Source organism: Micromonospora olivasterospora, from assembly GCF_007830265.1.
GTDB lineage: Bacteria > Actinomycetota > Actinomycetes > Mycobacteriales > Micromonosporaceae > Micromonospora > Micromonospora olivasterospora.
In genome coordinates, this window is sequence record NZ_VLKE01000001.1 from 2,206,217 (window position 1) to 2,227,361 (window position 21,145).

The 21,145-nt window shown below is 71.1% G+C and carries 22 protein-coding genes; 14 read left to right on the forward strand and 8 right to left on the reverse strand.

All coding sequences use genetic code 11. The features are described 5' to 3' along the window. Nucleotides 1-72: 72 nt before the first annotated feature. Together JD77_RS10125 and JD77_RS10130 are read left to right on the forward strand one after the other, a co-directional pair. The gene (locus JD77_RS10125) at nucleotides 73-1,230 is read left to right on the forward strand and encodes a tRNA-ribosyltransferase family protein (RefSeq protein WP_145774038.1); all 1,158 of its coding nucleotides are present in this window, start codon (nucleotides 73-75) and stop codon (nucleotides 1,228-1,230) included. A gap of 8 nt (nucleotides 1,231-1,238) precedes the next feature. Next, on the forward strand, nucleotides 1,239-2,048 hold the full coding sequence (locus tag JD77_RS10130; RefSeq protein ID WP_170286406.1) for a class I SAM-dependent methyltransferase: 810 nt from the start codon (nucleotides 1,239-1,241) through the stop codon (nucleotides 2,046-2,048). Nucleotides 2,049-2,388: 340 nt separating this feature from the next. Here JD77_RS10130 and JD77_RS35455 read toward each other — a convergent pair whose 3' ends face one another. Then, a complete protein-coding gene (locus JD77_RS35455; RefSeq protein ID WP_145774040.1) occupies nucleotides 2,389-2,712 on the reverse strand; it encodes a class I SAM-dependent methyltransferase in 324 nt (107 codons plus the stop codon). A gap of 154 nt (nucleotides 2,713-2,866) precedes the next feature. Between JD77_RS35455 and queF the strand changes: the two genes are divergently transcribed. From queF to queD, 5 genes are all read left to right on the forward strand, one after another. Next, nucleotides 2,867-3,238 carry a preQ(1) synthase gene (gene queF, locus JD77_RS10140; RefSeq protein WP_145774041.1) on the forward strand — a complete coding sequence of 124 codons (372 nt, stop codon included), beginning with the start codon at nucleotides 2,867-2,869 and terminating at the stop codon, nucleotides 3,236-3,238. Between the two features lie 578 nt (nucleotides 3,239-3,816). After that, nucleotides 3,817-3,990: a hypothetical protein gene (locus JD77_RS31980; RefSeq protein ID WP_170286407.1), complete on the forward strand. Its 174-nt coding sequence runs from the start codon at nucleotides 3,817-3,819 to the stop codon at nucleotides 3,988-3,990. Between the two features lie 159 nt (nucleotides 3,991-4,149). Further along, nucleotides 4,150-4,851, forward strand: coding sequence for a 7-cyano-7-deazaguanine synthase QueC (queC, locus tag JD77_RS10145; protein ID WP_145774042.1), 702 nt, complete (start codon nucleotides 4,150-4,152; stop codon nucleotides 4,849-4,851). A 6-nt stretch (nucleotides 4,852-4,857) separates the two neighbouring features. Beyond that, on the forward strand, nucleotides 4,858-5,496 hold the full coding sequence (gene queE / locus JD77_RS10150; RefSeq protein ID WP_145774043.1) for a 7-carboxy-7-deazaguanine synthase: 639 nt from the start codon (nucleotides 4,858-4,860) through the stop codon (nucleotides 5,494-5,496). After that, the gene (gene queD / locus JD77_RS10155; RefSeq protein WP_145774044.1) at nucleotides 5,496-5,852 is read left to right on the forward strand and encodes a 6-carboxytetrahydropterin synthase QueD; all 357 of its coding nucleotides are present in this window, start codon (nucleotides 5,496-5,498) and stop codon (nucleotides 5,850-5,852) included. Before queE ends, queD begins: the two co-directional genes overlap by 1 nt. A 32-nt stretch (nucleotides 5,853-5,884) precedes the next feature. Here the strand turns inward: queD and rsmI are convergent, their stop codons facing one another. The 3 genes from rsmI to JD77_RS33495 form a co-directional block, all read right to left on the reverse strand. After that, complete coding sequence (gene rsmI / locus JD77_RS10160; RefSeq protein WP_170286408.1) at nucleotides 5,885-6,721, reverse strand: 16S rRNA (cytidine(1402)-2'-O)-methyltransferase; 837 nt, start codon at nucleotides 6,719-6,721, stop codon at nucleotides 5,885-5,887. Nucleotides 6,722-6,936: 215 nt separating this feature from the next. Continuing rightward, the gene (gene fmrO, locus JD77_RS10165) at nucleotides 6,937-7,818 is read right to left on the reverse strand and encodes a 16S rRNA (guanine(1405)-N(7))-methyltransferase (RefSeq protein ID WP_425463590.1); all 882 of its coding nucleotides are present in this window, start codon (nucleotides 7,816-7,818) and stop codon (nucleotides 6,937-6,939) included. A 37-nt stretch (nucleotides 7,819-7,855) separates the two neighbouring features. Further along, complete coding sequence (locus JD77_RS33495) at nucleotides 7,856-8,368, reverse strand: class I SAM-dependent methyltransferase (RefSeq protein WP_145774046.1); 513 nt, start codon at nucleotides 8,366-8,368, stop codon at nucleotides 7,856-7,858. Nucleotides 8,369-8,507: 139 nt separating this feature from the next. Here JD77_RS33495 and JD77_RS10175 point away from each other — a divergent pair, with 139 nt between their 5' ends. Then, nucleotides 8,508-9,485 carry a radical SAM protein gene (locus JD77_RS10175; protein ID WP_145774047.1) on the forward strand — a complete coding sequence of 326 codons (978 nt, stop codon included), beginning with the start codon at nucleotides 8,508-8,510 and terminating at the stop codon, nucleotides 9,483-9,485. A gap of 72 nt (nucleotides 9,486-9,557) precedes the next feature. Here the strand turns inward: JD77_RS10175 and JD77_RS10180 are convergent, their stop codons facing one another. The 4 genes from JD77_RS10180 to JD77_RS10195 are packed head-to-tail and all read right to left on the reverse strand — an operon-like array spanning nucleotide 9,558 to nucleotide 12,837. Then, nucleotides 9,558-10,403: an inositol monophosphatase family protein gene (locus JD77_RS10180; RefSeq protein ID WP_170286409.1), complete on the reverse strand. Its 846-nt coding sequence runs from the start codon at nucleotides 10,401-10,403 to the stop codon at nucleotides 9,558-9,560. Between the two features lie 8 nt (nucleotides 10,404-10,411). Next, nucleotides 10,412-11,254, reverse strand: a complete 843-nt coding sequence (locus JD77_RS10185) for a class I SAM-dependent methyltransferase (protein ID WP_170286410.1) — start codon at nucleotides 11,252-11,254, stop codon at nucleotides 10,412-10,414. Then, entirely contained in the window at nucleotides 11,251-12,312 is a 1,062-nt protein-coding gene (locus tag JD77_RS10190) for a Gfo/Idh/MocA family oxidoreductase (RefSeq protein ID WP_145774049.1), read from the reverse strand. Before JD77_RS10190 ends, JD77_RS10185 begins: the two co-directional genes overlap by 4 nt. A 57-nt stretch (nucleotides 12,313-12,369) precedes the next feature. Further along, on the reverse strand, nucleotides 12,370-12,837 hold the full coding sequence (locus tag JD77_RS10195; RefSeq protein WP_145777512.1) for a carboxymuconolactone decarboxylase family protein: 468 nt from the start codon (nucleotides 12,835-12,837) through the stop codon (nucleotides 12,370-12,372). A gap of 785 nt (nucleotides 12,838-13,622) precedes the next feature. On the opposite strand from JD77_RS10195, the gene JD77_RS10200 reads away from it, so the two are divergent. From JD77_RS10200 to JD77_RS10225, 6 genes are read left to right on the forward strand one after another with little or no spacing between them, the layout of a single operon-like run. Further along, nucleotides 13,623-15,071, forward strand: coding sequence for an NAD(P)/FAD-dependent oxidoreductase (locus JD77_RS10200; RefSeq protein ID WP_170286411.1), 1,449 nt, complete (start codon nucleotides 13,623-13,625; stop codon nucleotides 15,069-15,071). Between the two features lie 49 nt (nucleotides 15,072-15,120). Next, nucleotides 15,121-16,953, forward strand: a complete 1,833-nt coding sequence (locus JD77_RS10205) for a B12-binding domain-containing radical SAM protein (RefSeq protein ID WP_145774051.1) — start codon at nucleotides 15,121-15,123, stop codon at nucleotides 16,951-16,953. Further along, nucleotides 16,950-18,278: an aminotransferase class III-fold pyridoxal phosphate-dependent enzyme gene (locus JD77_RS10210; protein ID WP_145774052.1), complete on the forward strand. Its 1,329-nt coding sequence runs from the start codon at nucleotides 16,950-16,952 to the stop codon at nucleotides 18,276-18,278. The genes JD77_RS10205 and JD77_RS10210 overlap by 4 nt, the downstream gene beginning before the upstream one ends. A 1-nt stretch (nucleotide 18,279) precedes the next feature. Beyond that, on the forward strand, nucleotides 18,280-19,104 hold the full coding sequence (locus tag JD77_RS10215; protein WP_170286412.1) for an APH(3') family aminoglycoside O-phosphotransferase: 825 nt from the start codon (nucleotides 18,280-18,282) through the stop codon (nucleotides 19,102-19,104). Further along, nucleotides 19,104-20,012 (forward strand): PIG-L deacetylase family protein, encoded by a 909-nt coding sequence (locus tag JD77_RS10220; protein WP_145774054.1) that lies wholly within the window; start codon nucleotides 19,104-19,106, stop codon nucleotides 20,010-20,012. Before JD77_RS10215 ends, JD77_RS10220 begins: the two co-directional genes overlap by 1 nt. Further along, nucleotides 20,006-21,145 carry a radical SAM protein gene (locus JD77_RS10225; protein ID WP_145774055.1) on the forward strand — a complete coding sequence of 380 codons (1,140 nt, stop codon included), beginning with the start codon at nucleotides 20,006-20,008 and terminating at the stop codon, nucleotides 21,143-21,145. Before JD77_RS10220 ends, JD77_RS10225 begins: the two co-directional genes overlap by 7 nt.

Consider the following 21,145-nt stretch of genomic DNA (forward strand, 5'->3'; position numbering starts at 1 on the left):
CGGTGGGGCCCGCGCCGCCCGGACAAGTATCCTGAAGCGTCCATCCCGCCCCTGCCGAGGAGCTGCCATCCCATGACGCCCGCGGACCGATCCGCCCCGGCGGGCCCGTCGCTGGACACCGCGCACGGATCGGTGGCCCTGCCGACCTTCCTTCCCGACGCCACCCGGGCCTCGGTCCGGGCGGTCGACACGCTGGACCTGGCCACGGTGGGGATCCAGGCGGTCATGGTCAACGCGATGCACCTGGCCCAGCGCCCGGGGTTGCGTACGGTCAAGCGGGCCGGCGGCCTGCACCGCTTCATGGCCTGGGACGGTGTGATCGTCTCCGATTCCGGCGGGTTCCAGGTGCTTTCCCTGCTCCGTAAGCAGGGCAAGACCGGGGCGATCCGGTCCGGCGGGGTGACCTTCCAGGAGTCGCCGAGCGCGAAGAAGATCGTGCTCACCCCGGAGAAGGTCATGGAGTGGCAGTTCGGTCTCCGCTCCGACGTGGTGGTCGCCCTGGACGACTGCACCGGCCCGGAGGACTCCCCGGCCGAGCAGTTCGCCTCGACCGAGCGGACCATCCGCTGGTTCCGCCAGGCGCGGGAGGCGTACGACCTCCAGTGCCGCCAGCGACGCTCGGCGGAACCGCCGCTGCTGGTCGGGGTGGTGCAGGGCGGCACCGACCCGGAGCTGCGGCAACGCTGCGTGGACGCGCTGGTCGAGTCGGGGGCGCAGGGGTTCGGGTTCGGCGGCTGGCCGCTCAGCGCCGAGGGGAAGCTGGAACGGGAGATGTTCGCGCTGCTCGCCCGGATCACCCCGCAGGACGCGCCGCTGTTCGCCCTTGGGGTGGGCCGCCCGGAGCACCTGGTCACGCTCTGCGAGCTGGACACCCGGTGGGTCTTCGACTGCACCATCCCGACCCGGGACGCCCGGCACGGCCGGCTCTACGCGTTCGTGCCGGACATCGCCGACCGGCTGCTGACGCCGGACCGGGCCTTCTACCAGAACGTCTACATCCTGGACGAGGAGAACTCCTGGAAGGACGAGCCGATCTGCGCGACCTGCGACTGTCCGACCTGCCGTCGGTACAGCCGTAGCTACCTGCACCACCTGTTCCGGGTGAAGGACGGCCTCGCGGACCGGCTCGCGACCATGCACAACCTGCGCTTCTACACCCGCCTCCTGGAGATGATCAAGGGCGGTCGGATGGCCCGGCCGACCCTGCGCGAGCCGATCCGGCTGGGGTGAGGCGACCGGTGACGACGTCCCCGCCCGCCGTCGAGAAGGTCCTCGCCCGGCTCACCGCCGCCGCCAAGTACCGGAACGTGCACCCGGAGACCATCGCCGACCTGGTCCGATGGGAGGCGCGGGCCACCGGTGACCCGGCCGAACTGGAGCGCCTGGTCCGGGCCCGGCTGCACAAGGTGGCCGCCCTGCACCTGCTCACCGCGCGGCCCGCCGCGCTGCGCAAGGCGCTGGACCGGGCCGACCTCGCCGACCCGGGGGCCCGGCGGGAGTGGTGCCGGCAGGTGCTGGCCGGTCACTTCTCCTCGGCCGAGCGCCTGCCCGACCTGGACGCCTTCTACCCGGCCCTGTTCGGGCTGGTGCCGCCGCCGCGTACGGTGGCCGACCTCGCCTGCGCGCTGAACCCGTTCAGCCTGCCGTGGCTGCGGGACGTGACCGACGCCCGGTACGTCGGCTACGACTTCAACTCGTCGTTCGTCGCGCTGGGCAACGCCTTCCTCGCCCGCGCCTGCCCCGAGAGCGAGGTCCGGCACGGGGACGTGCTCAGCGGCGACCACGAGGTGACCGCGGACCTGGCGCTGCTGCTGAAGACGTACCACTGCATGGAGGGACGCAGGCCCGGTGCGGGCCTGGCGCTCGTCGACCGGCTGGCGTGCCGGCACGTGGTGGTGTCGTTCCCGACCCGCGCCATGAACGGCCGGGCGGCGGTCTTCGTCCCCCGGCACCTGGAGGAGCTGGCCGAGCTGGCCCGCGACCGGGGTTGGAGCTGGTCGCGGGTCACGCTCGACACCGAGGACCTGGTGGCGATCGGCAAGGGCTGACGCCGGCGGAGGGCCGGGCCGGCCCCCGCCGGGGTCGCCGGTCAGTCCTCCCAGAGGCGCTCGACGATCGCCGTGGTTTCCTCCCGGGTTCGAGCCGAATGATCTGCTCGTCGGGGCGCAGCCGGAGGGCCTCCTCCGGCTGGGACTCGATGATCAGGCCGCCGAGCCCGCCGGGCGCGTCGTCGGCGGTGTAGTAGTCGGTGATCGCGGCGGTGGAGAAGGGGCCGGGGCCGACACCGTCCACGGTGGTGGCGTCCCGGCGGAGCACCCGGACGGCCTTCAGCCCGGCGAAGAGGCGCAGCCCGGCCTTGCGGGCCGGGTCGAGGAAGACGGTGGAGAGCTATTTTTGGACGATGTAAATCAGCTCGTTGCCGATCTCCAGTCGGTGAATTCGGCACGACCGCTCTTTGGCCTGCAACTCAAAACTCTGTGAGTAGTTCTGCGACATGCCCTTCGATTGCCGCCCAAGCGACCTGGTCGGGAGGGTTGCCACAACAATTGGTGAGTTGACAATGTCAATAACTTCCCATCCGCCACCGCGTTGTTGAGTGTCCAGACAGGGGGGGCGTCTTGAGCAATAGCGTGACGTCGGCCGGCTCGTCAAGGCGACTGGCCGGCGATCCGGGAGCGGTACGGCGAGCGGATCTCCCCAACCGCGTTCCACCTCCCGGTCGCGGAGCGGATAGCATGGGACGAGGCGGTATGATCCACCACCCCCTGCTGTCCATGGAGCCGGAAGACGTCCAGGACGTGTTGGATGCGGTGGTCAAGGTCCGAGACGATCTGGGGAGCGACGAAGCGGAGCCTATGATCGGTCCATGGCTCTGACGAAGCTCGGTCGGGCGAACACCCCGCCCGACCGATCCCTCGAAACCTTCCCGATCGGCGACAGCTCGCAGGAGATCACCATCGACTGCCGGGAGTTCACCTGCCGCTGCCCCATCACCGGGCAGCCGGACTGGGCGACGATCCGGATCGACTACCGCCCCGGGGACCGGGGAGTGGAGACGAAGAGTCTCAAGCTCTACCTGGAGACCTTCCGGGACGAGGGGATCTTCCACGAGCACCTGGCGACGAAGATGCGTGACGACCTGGTGGCCACTCTCGAGCCGGTCTTCCTGAAGGTCACGGTCAACTTCAACGTCCGGGGCGGCATCGCGCTCGCCGCGTCGAGCACGTACGAGCGCTGACCCCGGCCGATACGACCCGGACAGACGGCGGCGGCCCAGTAACCACTGACCGTCGCCGTTCCCGTCGTCCTCCGTCCGCGGTCAGGCTGGTGCCCGCATCCAGCCCTCCACACGCTTTGTGAGATGCACTCCGGACACATAGCGCCCTGCCTAGTGCACGCTCCGGCATTCCGGCCTGGCCGCGCTGAGGCGCCAGCAGTCCGCGTAACACGTCGGGGGGTGGCGGTAGGCATCACGAGACAATCGTCGTGCCGCGTCTCGTAAACGCTGTTCCGCACTGCCGCCGTCGCGCGGTGTTGGCGGGTTCGGGCACCGGCCAGGGGGTGATACGCCGCGAGCGGTGGCTGGTCTGCGCAACCGGGACCTGCGACACCTCTTTCCGTTCACCTATGCCGCGCCCTGGCTGCGGTGCTCCGGCCGTCCCTGGCCGTCGCACCGCTCACCACCAGGGCCGGTCGCCGTCCCGCCCGGCCGGGCGGAGCGGTGCCTCGCACTTGGCGGGGCGCCGGCTTCCGGCCTCTACCGGCGTCCGTGCCAAAAGAGCCGAGGAACCCAGATGGATTCCGTACACTCCGACCTTGGTGCTGATGGCCCTCGTCACCACGGCCATGGCGGTGCCGCTGCTGCCCAACGGCCTGCCCCGGGTCCCGGGGAACCTCTTTACCATGCCGGCGACCGCCAGGCCGTTCGATTCGGCAGCGGCGGCCCGACCCGAGCCGGCGGAGCAGCCCGTCAAGGCCGGCAAGTCCTGACCCGGGGGCGGCGGTGGCGTCCGGCCACCGTCGCCCCCGGCCGACCCGGTGTGTCGCCCACCGCAGCCCGTCGCCCTCGGCCGGCCTTCACCTGAACCATGAGTAGGCTTAACCGCCGGCACGACGCCGTGCCGGCGAGGTGAAGGGGGGTGTTGGCGCATGCCGACGGAGAAGCGCAAGGCTGTGGTGCTGCTCAGCGGCGGGCTCGACTCCGCCACGGTGCTCGCCATGGCGGTGCACGAGGGGTACGAGGCCCACGCCCTGAGCTTCCGCTACGGCCAGCGGCACACCGTCGAGCTGAAGGCCGCCGCCCGGGTGGCCAAGGCGCTCGGCGCGACCCGGCACGTCGTCGCCGACATCGACCTGCGCGTCTTCGGGGGCTCGGCGCTGACCGACGACTCGCTCGCCGTCCCGCACCACGCCAGCGCCGACGAGTTGGGCGGCGACATCCCGGTCACCTACGTGCCGGCCCGCAACACGATCTTCCTGTCGTTCGCTCTGGCCTGGGCGGAGACCCTCGACGCGTCCGACATCTTCATCGGGGTGAGCGCGCTCGACTACAGCGGCTACCCGGACTGCCGCCCGGAGTACATCGCCGCCTACGAGGCGATGGCGAACCTGGCCACCAAGGCCGGTGTCGAGGGGCGGCAGCGGCTGCGCATCCACACCCCGCTGATCCAGCTGACCAAGGCCGAGACCATCCGCCGGGGGCTGGAGCTGGGCGTCGACTACGCCTGGACGCACAGCTGTTACGACCCGGTCGACGGCCGGGCCTGCGGCACCTGCGACTCCTGCCTGCTGCGGGGGCGCGGCTTCGCCGAACTCGGGCTGACCGACCCCGCCCTGTCCGCTGGCGGGTGACGCCCCGTGTACCGGGTCAAGGAGATCTTCTACACCCTGCAGGGTGAGGGCAGCCACGCCGGCCGACCGGCGGTGTTCTGCCGCTTCACGAGCTGCAACCTCTGGACCGGGCGGGAGGAGGAGCGGCACCGGGCGATCTGCCAGTTCTGCGACACCGACTTCGTCGGCACGGACGGCCCCGGCGGGGGCCGCTTCGCCACCGCAGCCGAGCTGGCCGCAGCGGTCGTCGCCGCCTGGCGGGGCGAGGACCACCCGCGCAGCCGCCCATACGTGGTGTGCACCGGCGGCGAGCCACTGTTACAACTCGACGAGGCGGCCGTACGGGCCCTGCACGACGCGGGCTTCGAGGTCGCGGTGGAGACCAACGGCACCCGCCCCGCGCCGCCCGGCATCGACTGGGTCTGCGTCAGCCCCAAGGCGGGCGCGGACCTGGTGCTCACCCGTGGCGACGACCTGAAGCTCGTCTACCCGCAGCCGGGTGCCGAGCCGGCCCGCTTCGAGGGCCTGGACTTCGCGCACTTCATGCTGCAGCCGATGGACGGCCCCGACCGGGTCGCCAACACCGAAGCCGCGGTGCGGTACTGCCTGGAGCACCCGCAGTGGCGATTGAGCCTGCAGACCCATAAGTACATAGGAATCGCCTGATGGAGATCTTCCGGGAGTTCACCTTCGAGGCCGCGCACCGGCTGCCGAACGTGCCCGAGGGGCACAAGTGCGCCCGGCTGCACGGTCACTCGTACCGGGTGACGGTGCACGTCAGCGGCGACGTCGACCCGCACAGCGGCTGGGTGATGGACTTCGGCGACCTCAAGAAGGCGGTCGAGCCGATCCGCGACCGGCTCGACCACCACTACCTGAACGAGGTGCCGGGGCTGGAGAACCCGACCAGCGAAGTGCTGGCCCGCTGGATCTGGGACCGGCTGGCCGGGTCGCTGCCGCTGTCGGCGGTGGGAGTCCGGGAGACCTGCACCTCTGGCTGCGTCTACCGCGGCGACCGCTGACCCGTTCGGGCGGCAGGGCGGCCTCGGGCAGGTCAGCTGTTCCCGAGGGGACCCGACCGTTCGGTGGCCAGCCGCACCTGCTCGTACACCCAGTTGCGCGGTAGCCCGGTCACCTCCCGGACCACCTCGCGGATTAGCCGGGCCTCGGCACCGTGGCGCACCAGCGTCTCGGTGAGGCGCGCGGCCAGGGCGCGGTCCTCGTCCGCATGCGCCTCGGGGGAACCGGCGACGACCACCGTGAACTGCCCCCGGACCACCTGCTCCACACGGAGCCGGGCGGTCAGTTCGTTGAGCCGGCCGCGGAGGAACTCCTCGTCGTCCTTGGTCAGGTTGCGGGCCAGCGCCGCCGGCCGGTCACCGAGCACCGCGGCGAGGTCGGCCAACATCGCGACGATCCGGTGGGGTGCCTCGAAGAAGATCAGCGTGGCCGGTGTCGACCGCAGGGCGGTCAGCGCAGCCCGGCGCGCCGCCTCCTTCCGGGGCAGGAACCCGACGTAGTGGAACTGGTGGTTGGGCATCCCGGAACCGATCAGCGCGGTCACCGAGGCGGTCGCGCCCGGCAGCGGCCGGACCGGCACGTCGGCCTCGACCGCAGCCGCTACCAGCCGGTAGCCCGGATCGTTGACCAGAGGAGTCCCGGCGTCGGAGACGAGCGCGACGTCCGTGCCCTCCCGGAGCAGACCCAGCAACTGCCGGCTGCGGGACTCCTCGTTGTGGTCGTGGTAGCTCACCAGGCGGGCGTCGATCTCCAGGGACTGGAACAGCCGGTAGGTGTGCCGCGTGTCTTCCGAGGCCACGACGCCGACCCGGCGCAGCACCTCGATGGCCCGGAGAGTGATGTCCCCGGGGTTGCCGATGGGGGTGGGCACCAGGTAGAGGGTGCCGGAACCGGCCTCGTCTGCCTGCCGCGTTCCGTCCGCCCTTGCCACCCCGTCGCCCCCCCGTGTCGTCCGGGCCAACTGTATCGAAGCCACCGGCAGGGGCCGTCCGGGTACCCGTCGGCGGCCCTCAGGACCCGGCGGTCCTGGATTCAGGCCGGCCGCCGCCGGCGCCCACGAGGGTGAGGACGGCCTGCCGGGCCCGCCTACCCCGTCGGGTCCACCCGATCGGCGTCGGGTCGCGCGGTGGCCGGCACGTCGACGACCGGACGGGTGGCGCCCGGCTCCGCCGCGCCCTCCGCCGGAGCGGGGCGTCCGGCGGTACCGGCCAACGGCACGAGGTGGTACAGCGCCTCGGTGCCGAACGCCGCCTCGTCGACGACCTCGTATCCGGTACCGTGCACCGCCCGTTGGACGATCGCGTCGGGGTCGTCGGCGTACCCGCGCCGCCCGGACAGGCTGCGCCGGGGCAGGCTCACCACGACGTGACGGCAGTCGAGCGCGGCTATGAGCCGCTGCGCGGCACCGCCGCGCTGCTGCTCCACGGTGGTGAGGGTCTTGAGCACGAGCGCGACGTCGACCCCCGCCGCCGGCACCGCCGCGACCAGGTCGACGGCGGCGGCGTTGACCCGGACCGGGTAAACCGTGCCCAGAGCGCGCAACGCCTCGGCCATGGTCCGGTCCACGTCGTAGCAGGCGTAGGTGGCGCCGGGAGCGAGCGCCATCCACGGCACGGCCAGCGGGTTGAGGCCGCAGGCCAGGTCGATCACGGAGGATGCCGGGCCGCACCACTGGGCGACGCGCTCGTAGAACGGCTCCAGCCAGTCGACCCGTTCCGCCGAGGAGGCGTGTGCCCGCATCGCCTCCCGGCCCGCCTCCTTCGGCTCCGCTCCGGCGGCGATCTTCGCGACGCAGGCGGCGACCGCCTGCGCCGGCGTGCCCGCGACGAATGCGCCGAATGCCTGGTGCAGCTTCCGTTTGGCGTACTTGACCGCTTGGCCGCGGTCGCGGAATCGCTCCGCCGCCTCCTGCGCCAGGCGCTCGACGAACGCCGGGTCCAGGTTGCGGTACTTCGCCGCGGCGAGCACCTGTCGGGCCACCTCAGCGGCCAGGTCTACCCGCGTCTCAGTGCTCCGTGCCACCGCGCTCCTTGTCGACGTCCACGAACTCCTCGGTGCTCAGCCGGGCCCGGCGCACCGCCCACCCCCGCTCGTCGGCGAGGCGCGACAGCGCGTCGTTGTGGGGGCGGGTGAACACCGCGGCCCGGCCATTCATGACGCGCAGCGGGAACGACACCACCACCTTGTTGGCCGCGACCTCGGCGACGAGGCGCAGCCCCGCGCCGGACAGCCGGTCCTCCACGCAATGGTACGTCTTGAGCAGCAGCGCCCCGTCGGCGGTGATCGGGTCCCGTGTGACCAGCATGTCACAGTGGCGGACCTCGGCCGCGTGGTCGATCCGCTCCGCAAACGCGCCGGTCGCCCCGCGAGTGCCCGGTTGAAGTCGTAGCCGACGTACGGCATAGCAAAGTGGCCCCGCCAGCCCGCCGGACCGGCGATCACGTCGGTTGACGTCATCGAGAATTTCCGACAGGAAATACGACCGGACATGGACACGGGCGCGTCGCCACGAGACGATATGAGGACCCGCCCGAGCGGCGGGGGCGAGTCGGGCCGTCCCCGAAACGAGCCGAGCCGAGCCGGCAGCCGCGAATTTCCGGCCACCGCTTTCGGAGAATGACCCACCAGGCTCCGCGAATTACGCAAAGGAGACCGCTGTGACCGCCGAGGGTGTGCCGATCTGGGACCGCTTCCCCAGCCACCAGCGCCTGTGTGTCAACTTCACCCTGACCTGCAACATCGCCTGCGACCACTGCATCGTCGAGTCAAGCCCCCGGCGCCGGGAGCGCCTTAGCACGGACGAAGTCCGGGCGACCCTTTCCGAGGCATGGGAAAACGGCCGCCGGCATGTGACGTTCAGCGGCGGTGAAGTGTTTCTGTATCCCCGCGAGATGCGCGAGGTGATCACGTGGGCACGGGAGCTGGGATACGTCGTCGATGTCGAGTCCAACGCATTTTGGGCACGGTCGGACGAATTGGCGCGGGAGAAGCTCACGCCATTTGTGGAGGCCGGCATCTCCGGTCTCGCTTTGAGCGCCGACATCTACCACATGAAGTACTTCCCGGTGGAGCGGCCGATCACCGCGGCCCGTACCGCGCGGTCGTTCGGACTGGCGACGGAGATTCAGTTCTGCCGCTCGCATCACCGCGAACGCGACGAGGAGATCATCGCCGCACTCGCCGCGGCCGGTGAGCCCTACGTGGTGCTCGAGCTGCTGGACCGGGGGCGCGCCCGGGAGATGCTGCAGGTGTGGCGCGGGCACCGGGTCGAGGAGCTGTCGGAGTGCGATGACCTCACCACCACGCTCCACGCCACCGGCGACGTCTACGCCTGCTGCCAGCTCGACATCGGGGTCGACCAGATGAAGCGCACGCCGGTCTTCCTCGGCTCGATCCGCTCCGCCGACTCGGACGCGGCGGCCCGCGACCGCCGGGAGCAGCTGGTGCGCGCCTTCTACGACCCGGAATCGCCGATCTACTTCCGTACCATGGTCCGGCAGCACCCACTGTTCCAGCCGTTGGACGAGGAGTCGTTCTCCAACATCTGCACGTTCTGCATGCGGGCCCTGAGCGATCCGGCCCGGGTGGCGGCGCTGGAGGAGCTGCTGCACGCAGCGCCGACCGCGGCATCCTGAGCGAGCCGGACGGCGGTGCGGCAGCGGGCCGCACCGCTGCCGGTGGCGCGTCGCGTTCCCGGCCGCGCACGGTCAGGGGCGCCGGAGCACCGGCAGTGCGGTCGTGCTGGTGTGCCGCACCACCGTCGCATGCACACTCGGCGAACCGGCCACGATGTGCCCGGTGTCCAGCCAGCGGCCGGGGTCACCCTCCCAGTCGGTCACCACGCCGCCCGCCTCGCGGACCAGCAGGGCCCCGGCGGCCACGTCCCACGGGCCGAGGTCGAGCTCGAAGAAGGCGTCGAACACCCCGCACGCCACCCACGCCAGGTCAAGGCTGGCCCCGGCCGGCCGACGCACGTCCTCGACAGCCGGCAGCAGGCGGCCCAGCAGGTCGAGGTAGGCGCCCATCGCCTCGGGGCGCTTCACCGGCAGACCGGTCGAACACACCGCTCGCGCGGCCGGGCGGGTGCCGACCGCGATCGGCCGGCCGTTGCGCAGGGCCCCGCCGCCGGCCACAGCCGTGAAGGTCTCGCCCCACATCGGTGCGTGCACGACGCCGACGACGGGCCGCCCCTCGTGCACGAGCGCGATCGACACCCCTACCGACGGATAGCCGCGCAGGAAGTTGGTCGTACCGTCCAGCGGGTCGACCACCCAGCACAGCGTTCCCAGCACACCACCGGACTCCTCGCCGACGAACGGCACCTGTTCAGGCGCGTGCCGGTGCAGGTAGTCGTGGATGAGGTCCTCGGCGGCCCGGTCCACCTCGGTGACGTAGTCGCGCGGACCCTTGTCCTCGACGACGGTGCGGCCCTCGTGAAACGCGGTCCGCACGACCCTGCCGGCGGCGCGGGCCGCCCGCACCGCGGCGCGGAGAAACCCGTCCAGCGGCAGTGCCCGGGACTCCCGTAACGGCAGGATCTGCTCGGTGGTCACTGCGCCTCCTATTCGATGGGCTGACGGAGCACCAGCAGGACGTCCCGGGCGCCGACCCGGGTGGGCCTGCCGCGTCGGGCCGTCCAGGTGGCCGCCAGCTCGGCCGGGGTCACCTCGCGCAGGTGCTGCGGATCGAACGCGGGCAGCCGCAGCTCGTAGTCGAGATGGTGCGAGGCCCGCGCCTCCACCAGGTCGAGTCCGCTGTGCAGGACGGCCTCGACGTAGTCCTCGAAGAACAGCCGGTTGACCGTGGCGCTGTCGTACACGTGCCACACCAGCAGGTCGGCGAGGTCGTCCGGCAGCGCGGTGCCCAGCAGCTGCCGCAACTCGGCCCGGTCGTAGGCCAGATGCGCCCACGGAGGCAGCAGCGTGTCCTGCCAGAAGAGCAGGTCGCGGCCCTCGTACGAGACGTATTCGAGCTGGTGGCCGTCGACAGCGCTCCAGATCGGGCCGAAGTGAGCGTAGAGCAGGCCGCCGGGGCGCAGCACCCGCCGTACCTGAGCCAGGGTCGCGGTGACGTCGATGAACTGGAAGGCGTTGCTGGAGAACACGGCGTCGGCGGACGCGTCGGGCAGCGGCATGTCCTCGGCCCGCGCCCGTACCACCTCGGTGCGGCCGGACGGGCCGGCCCCGGCGGGCCGGTTCGGATCGACCGACGTCCACCGGCCGACACCGTGCAGCTCCGCGAGGTTCTCGGACAGCGAGCCGCCGATCTCCACGACGTGGGCGCCAGCGAGCGGCACCCGCGCGGCGAAGTCGGCAAAGACCGCGTCCTCGGACAGGGCAAGGCCACCGGTCGCCGCCGTGAGCGCCGTGGCGCCTGCCCCGGCCGCCGGGGCGGGCGCGTTCACGCGGCCGCCGTCCCCACCGGCACGACCGGCGCTATCTCGTTGCCGACCTCGGCCAGGAGTACCGGACGCCGCTCGCGGCGCGACGTGGCGGCCGCCTCGGCGATGAGCAGCGCCTGCAACGCATCGTCGACGGTACAGTGGCCGAACAGCCCGGTGGACGATCCAGCCGTCGACGCCGCGACCAGGCCGAGGAAGGCCGCCACCTCCGCGCGGTAGGCAGCCGCGAAGCGGTCCAGGAACCCCGACCAGGCCGCCGCGGCGAACGGTGGCGCGTCCGGCTCGACGGAGCGCAGCGGCACCCTGGTGTCGAGCCCGACCGCCAGCGTCGCACTGCTGCCCGCCAGCTCCATCCGCACGTCGTAGCCGGCCCCGTTGTAGCGCGACGCCTGCATCGTGGCCAGGGTGCCGTCGTCGAGGGTCAGCACGGCCACGGCCTCGTCGGCGTCCCCCGCGGCACCGATGTAGCCGGCGCCACGGTTGGCGCCGGTCGCGTAGACCTCGACCACCTCGCGCCCGCTGATCCAGCGCAGCACGTCGAAGTCGTGGATCTGGCAGTCCCGGTGGATACCCCCGGAGACGGCCACGTAGGCCGCCGGCGGCGGCTCCGGGTCGGCGGTCACCAGATGCATGCGCCGGAGCTGTCCGACGGCGCCGGAGCGCACCGCCTCATAGCCGCGCAGGTAGCCGGGGTCGAAGCGGCGCTGGAAGGCGACCTGCACCGGCGTGCCGATCTCGCGCACCTGCGCGGCGACCCGGCGGGCGGTGGCCAGGTCAGCGAAGACGGGCTTCTCGCACAGCACGGGGATGCCCCGCGCGGCGAAGCGTACGACCAGGTCGGCGTGCGTGTGCGTCGGCGTGGCGACCACCACGGCGTCCGGTGCATCGTCCAGCAGCGCATCGACGCTGTCCGCGACGTGGCCGCCGACCGCCTCGGCCACCCGCCGTCCGCGATCCGGGTCGGCGTCGACCACGTCGACCCGGCGCACGCGCGGGTCGCCGGCCAGCGACTGGGCGTGCACCGCGCCGATCCGCCCCGCACCAATCAGACCGACCCGCATGTCAGACCTGCCCGGCCGGTGACTGGTCACTGTGGGGGCTCATCGCGGCGGCTCCACTCACGCCACGGGCCACGGGTGGGCGGTACCGGCGATGCGGTTCCACACGTTGATGACCGCGATCGACCACAGCAGCTCCGCCAGCTCGGTCTCGGTGAAGTGGGCACCGACCTCGGCCCACAGCTCGTCGGTGACCGGCGCCTGGTTCACGAGGGTCACCGCCTCGGTCAGCAGCAGCGCGGCGCGCTCGCGGTCGGAGAAGAACGGCGCCTCCCGCCACGTCATCAGCGTCGCCAGCTGCTGCGGCGTGGCGCCGTGCTCGCTGGCGGCCTGCGTGTGCGCGTTGACGCAGAACGCGCATCCGTTGAGCTGCGACGCCCGCGTGCGGGCCAGCTCGAGCAGCCCCTGGTCGAGGCTCACCTTGTCGGCGGCCCCGTCGAGGGCCTCCATCGCCTGCATGATGTGCGGCGCGAGACGGTCGACTCGCAATCGGAATTTCGAGACGCCGGAAGAGTTGGCAGCGGCCATCGTCACTCCTGTCTGCACGCCAAAGGGCGTGCCGGTATTGCGAATATCTTCTCTGCCCACACAGAAATTGCGCGACGCATCGTTGCGTGTCAGACAACACGGCAACCCGACTCCGCGCCCCCCGCTCCGCCTAGACGCTCTTTCTACTGGAACACCGCCGCCCGGCGCAAGGCCGCCGGATGTGTGTAAAAAGCCAGACACTCGCCGGCGACGGTTCGGAACGCATTCCTGCCGCTCACGCACACAATGACCCGCACTGCGGGCAGCTATGAGGTCGCTGCCGCCGCCGGGGCCCGAGGCTACCACCGCCGTACAACCCGGACGGCTACCTCGGACACCCTCCACCGGCTCGCCCGGCAGCGCCCACCGCAGCCGGGACCAGCTTCGACAATTCCCTTTGAGCTGCTGAAACAGGCGCAGTGAGGGATGCCGCCCGTCGATGCCACCCGCAGCTCCAGGCGCCTACCCATCGACCGAACGGACATCGATTCCGCCAGGACCGGTCGGACACGCTAGCGCGTTCGTCCCTCCAACCCACGGCGAACCGCCGGTTTTTGCTCCATTTGCCGCCACTCGCGTCAATCCGCTGCGCAACCCGGAAGCCTAATCTTGGGCGCAATCCAGGGGTGGTTGCGCCGGTTGCGCTGGGGTAGCATCCTTGCCCAGTATCGGCATCATAATTGTTTTCCGATCACCGCCAACGGGTTCGATCGCGAACCCAGGAAAACAACTACGGCGCCGCCGGAGTTGGCACGCAAGGTCCTGCGATCGAGATGGTAATTGACGTGGTTGATGCTGCCCCAAATTACGACGTGGTCGTCGCCGGTAACGGCGCACTCGGGTTGTCGCTCGGACTGGTCCTGGCGCGGCGGGGCCTGCGGGTGGCGGTGGTCGGCCGGGCCGACCGGCCCTACGCCGCCTCCGCCGCCGCCGGTGCCATGAACGGGTGCTTCGGCGAGGTCACCCCGCACCTGCTGCGCAGCGAGCACGGCCGGTTGAAGCTGGCCATGGACTACCAGGCGACCGGCCGGTGGGACGCCTGGGAGCAGGGTCTGCTGGAGGAGTCCGACGAGACCGCGATCCGCACGGCGAACGGCACCGTGGTCATCCTGAACACCGTCGGCGTCCACGAGATCGACACGGAGGGCTTCCGGGCCATCCGCGCGGCGCTCGACGAGTACAAGGAGCCCTACGAGGACCTCGACCCGGCCGAGGTGCCGTGGCTGCACCCGGCGCCGACCGCCCGGCCGCTGCACGCGATGTTCATCCCGGGCGAGCACGCGGTCGACGCCCCGGCGCTGCTCCGGGCGCTCTCCGCGGCGTTCACCCGCAACGGCGGCACGCTCGTCGACGACCTCGTCGGCGAGGTGCTGCTGGTCGGTGGTCGTGCCGTCGGCGTACGGCTCACCAGCGGTACGACCCTGTCCGCCGGCCACGTCGCCCTGGCGACCGGCGCGGCCACCACGAAGCTGCTGGACTGCCTGCCCGAGGACGTCCGCCACCGGATCCCCGCCATCGTCGCTGGCCGCGGGGTGGCCCTCATGGTGCGCACGACGGACGGCGTCGTTCCGGAGTCGGTGATCCGCACCCCCAACCGGGCGTTCGCCTGCGGGCTGCACGTGGTGCCGCGCCGCGACGGGCTGATCTACCTGGGCGCCACCAACGAGGTGGAGTCGCAGCTCGGTACGACGGCCGCGATCGGCGAGCTGAACCTGCTGCTCAGCGGCACCAGCCAGATGCACGACGACCTGGTGAACGCCTGGGTGGAGCGGATCATGGTGGGCAACCGTCCGGTCCCGCTGGACGGCTTCCCGCTGCTGGGCTCGGTCGGAGTCGAGGGTCTGTGGCTCATGACCGGCACGTACCGCGACGGCTTGCACCAGTCGCCGCTGCTGGCCGCGGACATGGCGGCACGGATCCTCGGGGAACCGCACGACAGCGAGCTGGACGTCTTCACGCCGGTACGCCCGCCGATCGAGGCGATGACGCGCGAGGAGTCCCTCGAGATGGCCGTGCGGCACACCCTGGGCAGCGGTTACGAGCACGAGTGGCGGCTGCCGGACGACTGGCCGCCGATGATCGAGAAGCACTTCCGGGCCGCGTTCGGCCGAACGCTGGAACAGGTCGATCCGGAGTTCGTCCCGCCGCCGGAGATGTTCATCTTCGCCGACGAATCCATCCACGCCGCGCTGCGCACGTACTACGAGGCGCACCGGGGCGCGTCCGGACGGTAGAGCCAATGTCGGAAGGGGTTCAAGTGTGTCGACCAGGACGGATACCGGCGTGACACGAGTGCTGCTGATCAAGCCGCCCATTCGCGCGTGCATGATCGAGATCGGCCGGCACATGCCGATCGGGCTCGCCTACCTCGCCGCCCAGCTGCGCAACAGCGGCATGGAAGTCGACATCTTCGATTCCCTGGCGTTCAGCGAAGACAACCATGTCGTGCCACCGTCGCAGTACACGGACATCGACCGGGCGAAGGTGGCGGCGCACCCGCGCTGGGACCACCTGGTGCACTGGGGCGCCGACTGGGCGCGTGTCGAGCAGGTGCTGCGGCGCGGTTATGACGTGGTGGGCGTGTCATGCATGTTCACGCCCTACTACGAGCCGGCGTACGAGCTGGGCCGGCTGGCCAAGCAGATCCTGCCGCAGGCGCGGGTGATCCTCGGCGGGCAGCACCCGACGGTGGCGCATCCGCACGCGCTGGCCGAGGAGGCGTTCGACGCGCTGGTGCTCGGTGAGGCCGAGGCCAACGTGGTAGAGATCGTCGAGGCGCTCGCCGCCGGGCGCAGCCTGCGCGGCATGCCGGGTCTCACGTTCCGCTGCGGCACCGGGCTCTGCGACTGCCCGCGCCCGTCGGGGGTGCACCTGCAGCCGCGAGCCGAGTTCCTCCAGGACCTCGACGGCCTGGCGCTGCCCGCCGTCGACCTGCTCGACATGGGGAGCTACGACGAGACCGCCACGCTGATCACGAGCCGTGGTTGTCCGTTCTCCTGTTCGTTCTGCACGGTGCACGCCACCGTCGGCAAGAAGTTCCGCGCCCGCGCACCGGAGAACGTGGTCGACGAGATCGAGCACTACGTGACCGAGCACGGTATCCGGCGGTTTTTCATCGAGGACGACAACTTCACCTTCGACATCGCCCGCGTGCACGAGATCTGCCGGGCCATCACGCGTCGCGGCCTCGACGTGGAGCTGCACCTGCCCAATGGCATGACAGTGGTGAAGCTGGACAAACCGCTCGTCGACGACATGGCCGCCGCCGGCTTCCAGAGCCTGTTCCTGGGCTTGGAGACGACCGACGTCAAGCGGCTACGCCAGATCCGCAAGGGCTTCACCTCACTGGAGAAGGTCAACGCGGGGGCCGGCCTGTTCACCGACCACGGCATCACCGTCGGGGCATCGCTCATCGTGGGGCTGCTCGGGCAGACCCCGGCCGAGGTCGCCCGCGACTCGATCAACTTGATGCTCGCCGGCATCCGGTTCTGGACCAACCCGTTCTACCCGATCCCGGGCTCGCCGGACTTCCAGCAGTGCCTCGCCAACGGGCTCATCACGCACGACACCGAGCTGGCGCTCTACGACCAGTTCAACTTCGCGATCGGCTCCGACCACCTGTCCCCGGCGGAGCTGTACTGGTCCGTCGTCATCACGCAGGCCATGGCGCACTGGCCGGACTACGTGCTGGAAGGCGCGCGAGTCCGGCGTGAGCGCGGGACGGTCGGCCTCGACGAGGCGCTGCAGCGGCTGCTCGCCCACAGCGACAGCCTGTTCGGCCCGAACGGTGAGCTGGAGGTGCCGGCGGTGCCGGCGTCGATCGACGGCAACGTCGTGCACGGCCACCCGGAGGGCTGCTTCCACGCGGCGCAGCGCATCAGCCCGCAGCGACTGCCCGGCGAGGTCTGCACCTTCACCGGTGACGTCTTCGCCGCCGCAGTGAGCCTCTACACCGGCGTGGCGTACCGCTCCGACCAGCTACCGCGCAGCCTCGGGGACGGGTGCGCCTTCGCCCTCGACAACGCCAACGTGGACAGCGACTTCGGCGGCGTCCACAAGACCGTCCTCGACGAGCTGGACGACGCCATGATGACGACCGAGACGGAGAACGTATGAAAAACCTGGAGACCATCGACCGGGCGCGGCGGGTCACCGCGGCCGAGCAGTACGACATCGGCACCCGGTTTCCCTCAGTGTTCGTCAAGGCGCAGGGGTCCTGGATGGAGGACGTCGAGGGACGGCGCGTCCTCGACGTGACCGCCGCGAGCGGTGCGCTGCTGCTGGGCAACCGGCACCCGGCCGTGGTCGAGGCGATCACCCGGTACATCGCCGAGCACGGCACCGTGTTCGCCAGCACGCTGTCGCTCCCGCGCATCGAGCTGGCCGAGCGGCTTTGCGAGCGCTACCCGGCCGGCGAGAAGGCGGTGTTCAGCAAGAGCGGCTCGGAGGCCACGACCGCCGCGATCCGGATGGCGCGCGCCGCCAGCGGTCGGGACATCATCGTGACCTCCGGCTACCACGGCTGGCACGACTGGCACCTGTCCTACCTCAACATCGGGTACAACCCCGGGACGCGTATCGCCTGCTACGGCTACAACGAGACGGCGCTGCGCCGGATGCTGCACGAGTTCGCCGGCGAGATCGCCGCGGTGATCGTGACGCCCGAGCCGGCGTGGTTCGACGAGGCGTACTACCGCCGCGTGTCGCAGCTGTGCGCGGAGCACGGCGTATACTTCATCATCGACGAGGTCATCACGGCGTTCCGGTACGGCCATCGGGGGCTCAACGGCACCGGCGAGGTGCCAGCCGACGCCATCACGATGAGCAAGGGCCTGGGCAACGGCCACTCCATCTCAGCCGTCGTCGGGCGCCGCGAGATCCTCGACGCCTACGACAAGGCCGGTGTCGCCGGCACCTACACGCGGGAGGTGCCGCCGATGGCGGCCGCCCTGGCGGTGCTGGACGTCACCGAGGACGGCTCGGTGCACGAGCACACCCAGCGGATGGGTGCGACGCTGCGCGACGGGATGCGCGACATCCTGGCCGCCGTGGGAATCCCGGCGTTCGTCAACGGGCCGCCGATGATGTTCGACGTCGTCGTGCCGTCCGAGCAGCTGTCGTGGGACATCTACCGAGCCGCCTACGACCACGGCGCCTACTTCGAAGACAGCGGCACGCACATGGTGACGGCGGCGTTCGGCCAGGCCGAGGTCGACCACGCGCTGGAGGCGTTCGAGAAGGGTGCGCGCGAGATCGCCAGGATCACCTCGTTCGACTTCGACGCGCTGCCGGAGTCGCGGCTGCACCAGTTCGCCTCGGAGGCGTTCGGCGGGGCGCTGCACGACGACGAGGCCGTCCTGCGCCGTATCGACGACACCGTGCATGCCATCGCCAACCGCGACCCGGCGCTGGCCCGCCTCCTCGACCCGTCCTGCGGCTGAGATGTTCCCACCATCCCGGCCGCCGGCCGCCCTCGCCGGCCGTCTGCGGCTCGACGGGGCGTGGACGCATGTGGCAAGCCGCTCGTACGGCACGGTGATCCACCGGGTCGACGGCCGGCGCCACGCGTTCTACGTCAAGACGACGCCGCCGCGGCGCGACAACGACCTGCGGTTCCACCCGGGCAGCGAAGCCGAGCGTCTGCAGTGGCTCGCTGCCCGGGGCTTCCCGGTCGCCGAGGTGGTCGACGTGGGCGGTGACGACGAGCTGATGTGGCTGGTCACCACGGCCGTCGAGGGCCGCTCGGCGGCTGGGCCGTGGGCGACGCACGAGCGGCCCGTGGTGCTCGACGTCGTCGCCGACGTGGTCCGCGCGCTGCACGAGCTGCCGTTGACCGACTGCCCCTTCGACCGGACGCTGGCGGTGACCTTGCCGCTGGCCCGGCTGGCGGCCGAGATGGGCTGGATAGATCTCGACGACCTCGACCCGCAGCACCGCGGGTGGTCGGCGCGGCAGTTGCTCGACGAGCTGACGGCCACGCCGCCTCCCGCGGTCGAGGACCTGGTCGTTTGCCACGGAGACCCGTGCCTGGACAACTTCCTCGTCGCGCCGGACACGCTCGCGCTCACCGGCATCCTCGACGTGGGCCGGCTCGGGGCGGCCGACCGCTGGAAGGACCTGGCCATCGCCGTGCGCGACGTGACCGAGCAGTGTGCTGACGAAGGGGACGAAGGGCAGGCCGCCGCCGCGCGGTTCCTGGCGCGGTACGGCGCCCGCCCCGACGCAGGAAAAGACCGTTTCTACCGCCTTCTGGACGAGTTCGTCTGATGAGCACAGCCCAATCCCTCGACCACCCGGTCCCCGGCGCCCTGCGGCTCCCCCGGCCGGCCAAGGTGCTGCTGGTGTCCCCGCACCCCGACGACATCGCGTGGTCGCTGGGCGGCACGGTGGCGCGCGTCGCGGCGGCCGGGGCGGCGATGTCGGCGCTGACGGTGTTCGGCCGCACCAGCTACGCACCCGGGTCGGCGGCCCACGGCACGAGCGCGGCCATCGCGGTACGCGCCCGGGAGGACGTCATGTGGGCCACCGCGACCGGCGTGCGCCTGCACCGCGGCGACCTGCCCGACGCGAGCCTGCGCGGCTACGACGACGACACCGAGATGGGAGCGCAGCCCGAGCCGGCGATCGTGTCGGAGGTGGCCGACCGACTCACCCCCGTGCTGCGCGCGGCCCGCCCGGACCTGCTGCTCGTGCCGCTGGCCGTACGCGGGCACGTCGACCACCTGGCCGCCCGATCGGCCGCCGAGTACGTGGCGGCGGCCGAGGCGCCGGACTGCGCGCTGCTCTACTACGAGGACCTGCCCTACGCCGCCGGCGTGGACCACTCGCACACCGAGCACCCGGTGCTGGTCGACGTCGCGGGTTACCACGCCCAGCGCGAAGCGGGTGTGCTCTGCTACCCCTCGCAGGAGCCACACCTCATCCTGCCGATCATCGCCGCACACACGTCCGTGACGGGCGGCGAACGGCTGTGGGGCGCCACCGCCTCGGCCGCTCAGCGCCTCGCCGAGCTTCTCGCCGCCGCACCGCAGTCCGACCAACAGCCCGACCAACGGCCCGCCGAGCGCGGCTCAGGGCACCGGCCGCGCCGCGCGCCGGTCGTCGTCCACGCCTCGGCGCCGGCGGACCAGACCGCAGATTCGCCGCTCCGCAGAATGGAGTCCCAACCATGGTGACACAGTCACTACCGGTCATTCCGCTGACGATCCCGACGGTGCCGCGCCATGTCACGGCGTTCGTGAACTGGGCGTGCAACCTGACCTGCCGGGAATGCTGGATGTACGGCGACTCGGCGGCGGAGAGCACCTGGCTCCCCGAGGTCAAGCGCGACCAGATGAGCATCGAGATGTGGACGGCGCTGGTCGACGAGTTGGCCGCCGGCAACCGGGAGAAGGTGTACCTGACGATCATGGGCGGCGAGCCGCTCATGCATCGCGACGTCGTCGAGCTCATCCGCATCGCGAAGACCCGGATGCCGAACAGCAACCTCGACATGAGCACCAACGCCACGTTGCTGCCCCGCTTCGCGGACGACATCGTGGCCGCAGGCATCGACGACGTGTACATCTCGATCGACGGGCCCAGCCCGGAGGTGAACGACCCGATCCGCGGGCGCGACGCGTTCGAGCGGGCCGTCGCCGGGCTGCGCTCGCTGCAGGACGCCAAGGCACGGGCCGGCCACGGCCCGAACATCGCCCTGAACTTCGTGGTCACCGGCATGAACTACACGCACCTGGTCGACATGGTGCGCCTGTGCGAGCAGCTCGGCGTGGAGGAGATCACGGTCGGGCTGTCGAGCTTCTTCACCCGCGAGGAGGGCCACGCGTCGCGGGCCGCTTTCGAGGCGGTGACCGGCCGACCCTTCCTGTCCTGGGCCGGCTACTGCAACGAGCACCAGCACGCCGACCTCGTCCCGGAGCGGCTGGAGGAGCTGCTCGACGAGGCCGATCGGCTCAGCAACGGGGTCCGCGTGCTGGTGGCCCCGACCCGCTACACCAACCGCGAGAAGAGCCGGTTCTTCGCGAAGGACTGGCGCCGGATCGTGCGGGAGACAACCTGCGTCAAGCTGTGGGCGCAGACCACGGTGCTGCCCAATGGGCAGATCATCAGCTGCACCACGTTCGCCGACACGGTCATGGGCTCCATCCGCGACCAGTCCCTGAGCGAGGTGTTCCACGGCGACAGCTACACCCGGATGCGCGAGATGATCCGCGAAGGCCTGCAGCCCATCTGCCACCGCTGCTGCGAGCTCAACATGGACATCGACGTCGATCCTGCCCTCTACGACTCCGCCACTGTGAAGGGGTGA

Excerpts from the sequence above, each read along its gene's own strand:
- queC (WP_145774042.1), top strand. The coding sequence starts at position 4,150 with ATGCCGACGGAGAAGCGCAAGGCTGTGGTGCTGCTCAGCGGCGGGCTC.
- queF (WP_145774041.1), top strand. The coding sequence starts at position 2,867 with ATGGCTCTGACGAAGCTCGGTCGGGCGAACACCCCGCCCGACCGATCC.
- JD77_RS10225 (WP_145774055.1), top strand. The coding sequence starts at position 20,006 with ATGGTGACACAGTCACTACCGGTCATTCCGCTGACGATCCCGACGGTG.
- JD77_RS10125 (WP_145774038.1), top strand. The coding sequence starts at position 73 with ATGACGCCCGCGGACCGATCCGCCCCGGCGGGCCCGTCGCTGGACACC.
- JD77_RS10195 (WP_145777512.1), bottom strand. The coding sequence starts at position 12,837 with ATGGCCGCTGCCAACTCTTCCGGCGTCTCGAAATTCCGATTGCGAGTC.
- JD77_RS10215 (WP_170286412.1), top strand. The coding sequence starts at position 18,280 with ATGTTCCCACCATCCCGGCCGCCGGCCGCCCTCGCCGGCCGTCTGCGG.
- JD77_RS10220 (WP_145774054.1), top strand. The coding sequence starts at position 19,104 with ATGAGCACAGCCCAATCCCTCGACCACCCGGTCCCCGGCGCCCTGCGG.
- JD77_RS10190 (WP_145774049.1), bottom strand. The coding sequence starts at position 12,312 with ATGCGGGTCGGTCTGATTGGTGCGGGGCGGATCGGCGCGGTGCACGCC.
- queD (WP_145774044.1), top strand. The coding sequence starts at position 5,496 with ATGGAGATCTTCCGGGAGTTCACCTTCGAGGCCGCGCACCGGCTGCCG.
- JD77_RS10210 (WP_145774052.1), top strand. The coding sequence starts at position 16,950 with ATGAAAAACCTGGAGACCATCGACCGGGCGCGGCGGGTCACCGCGGCC.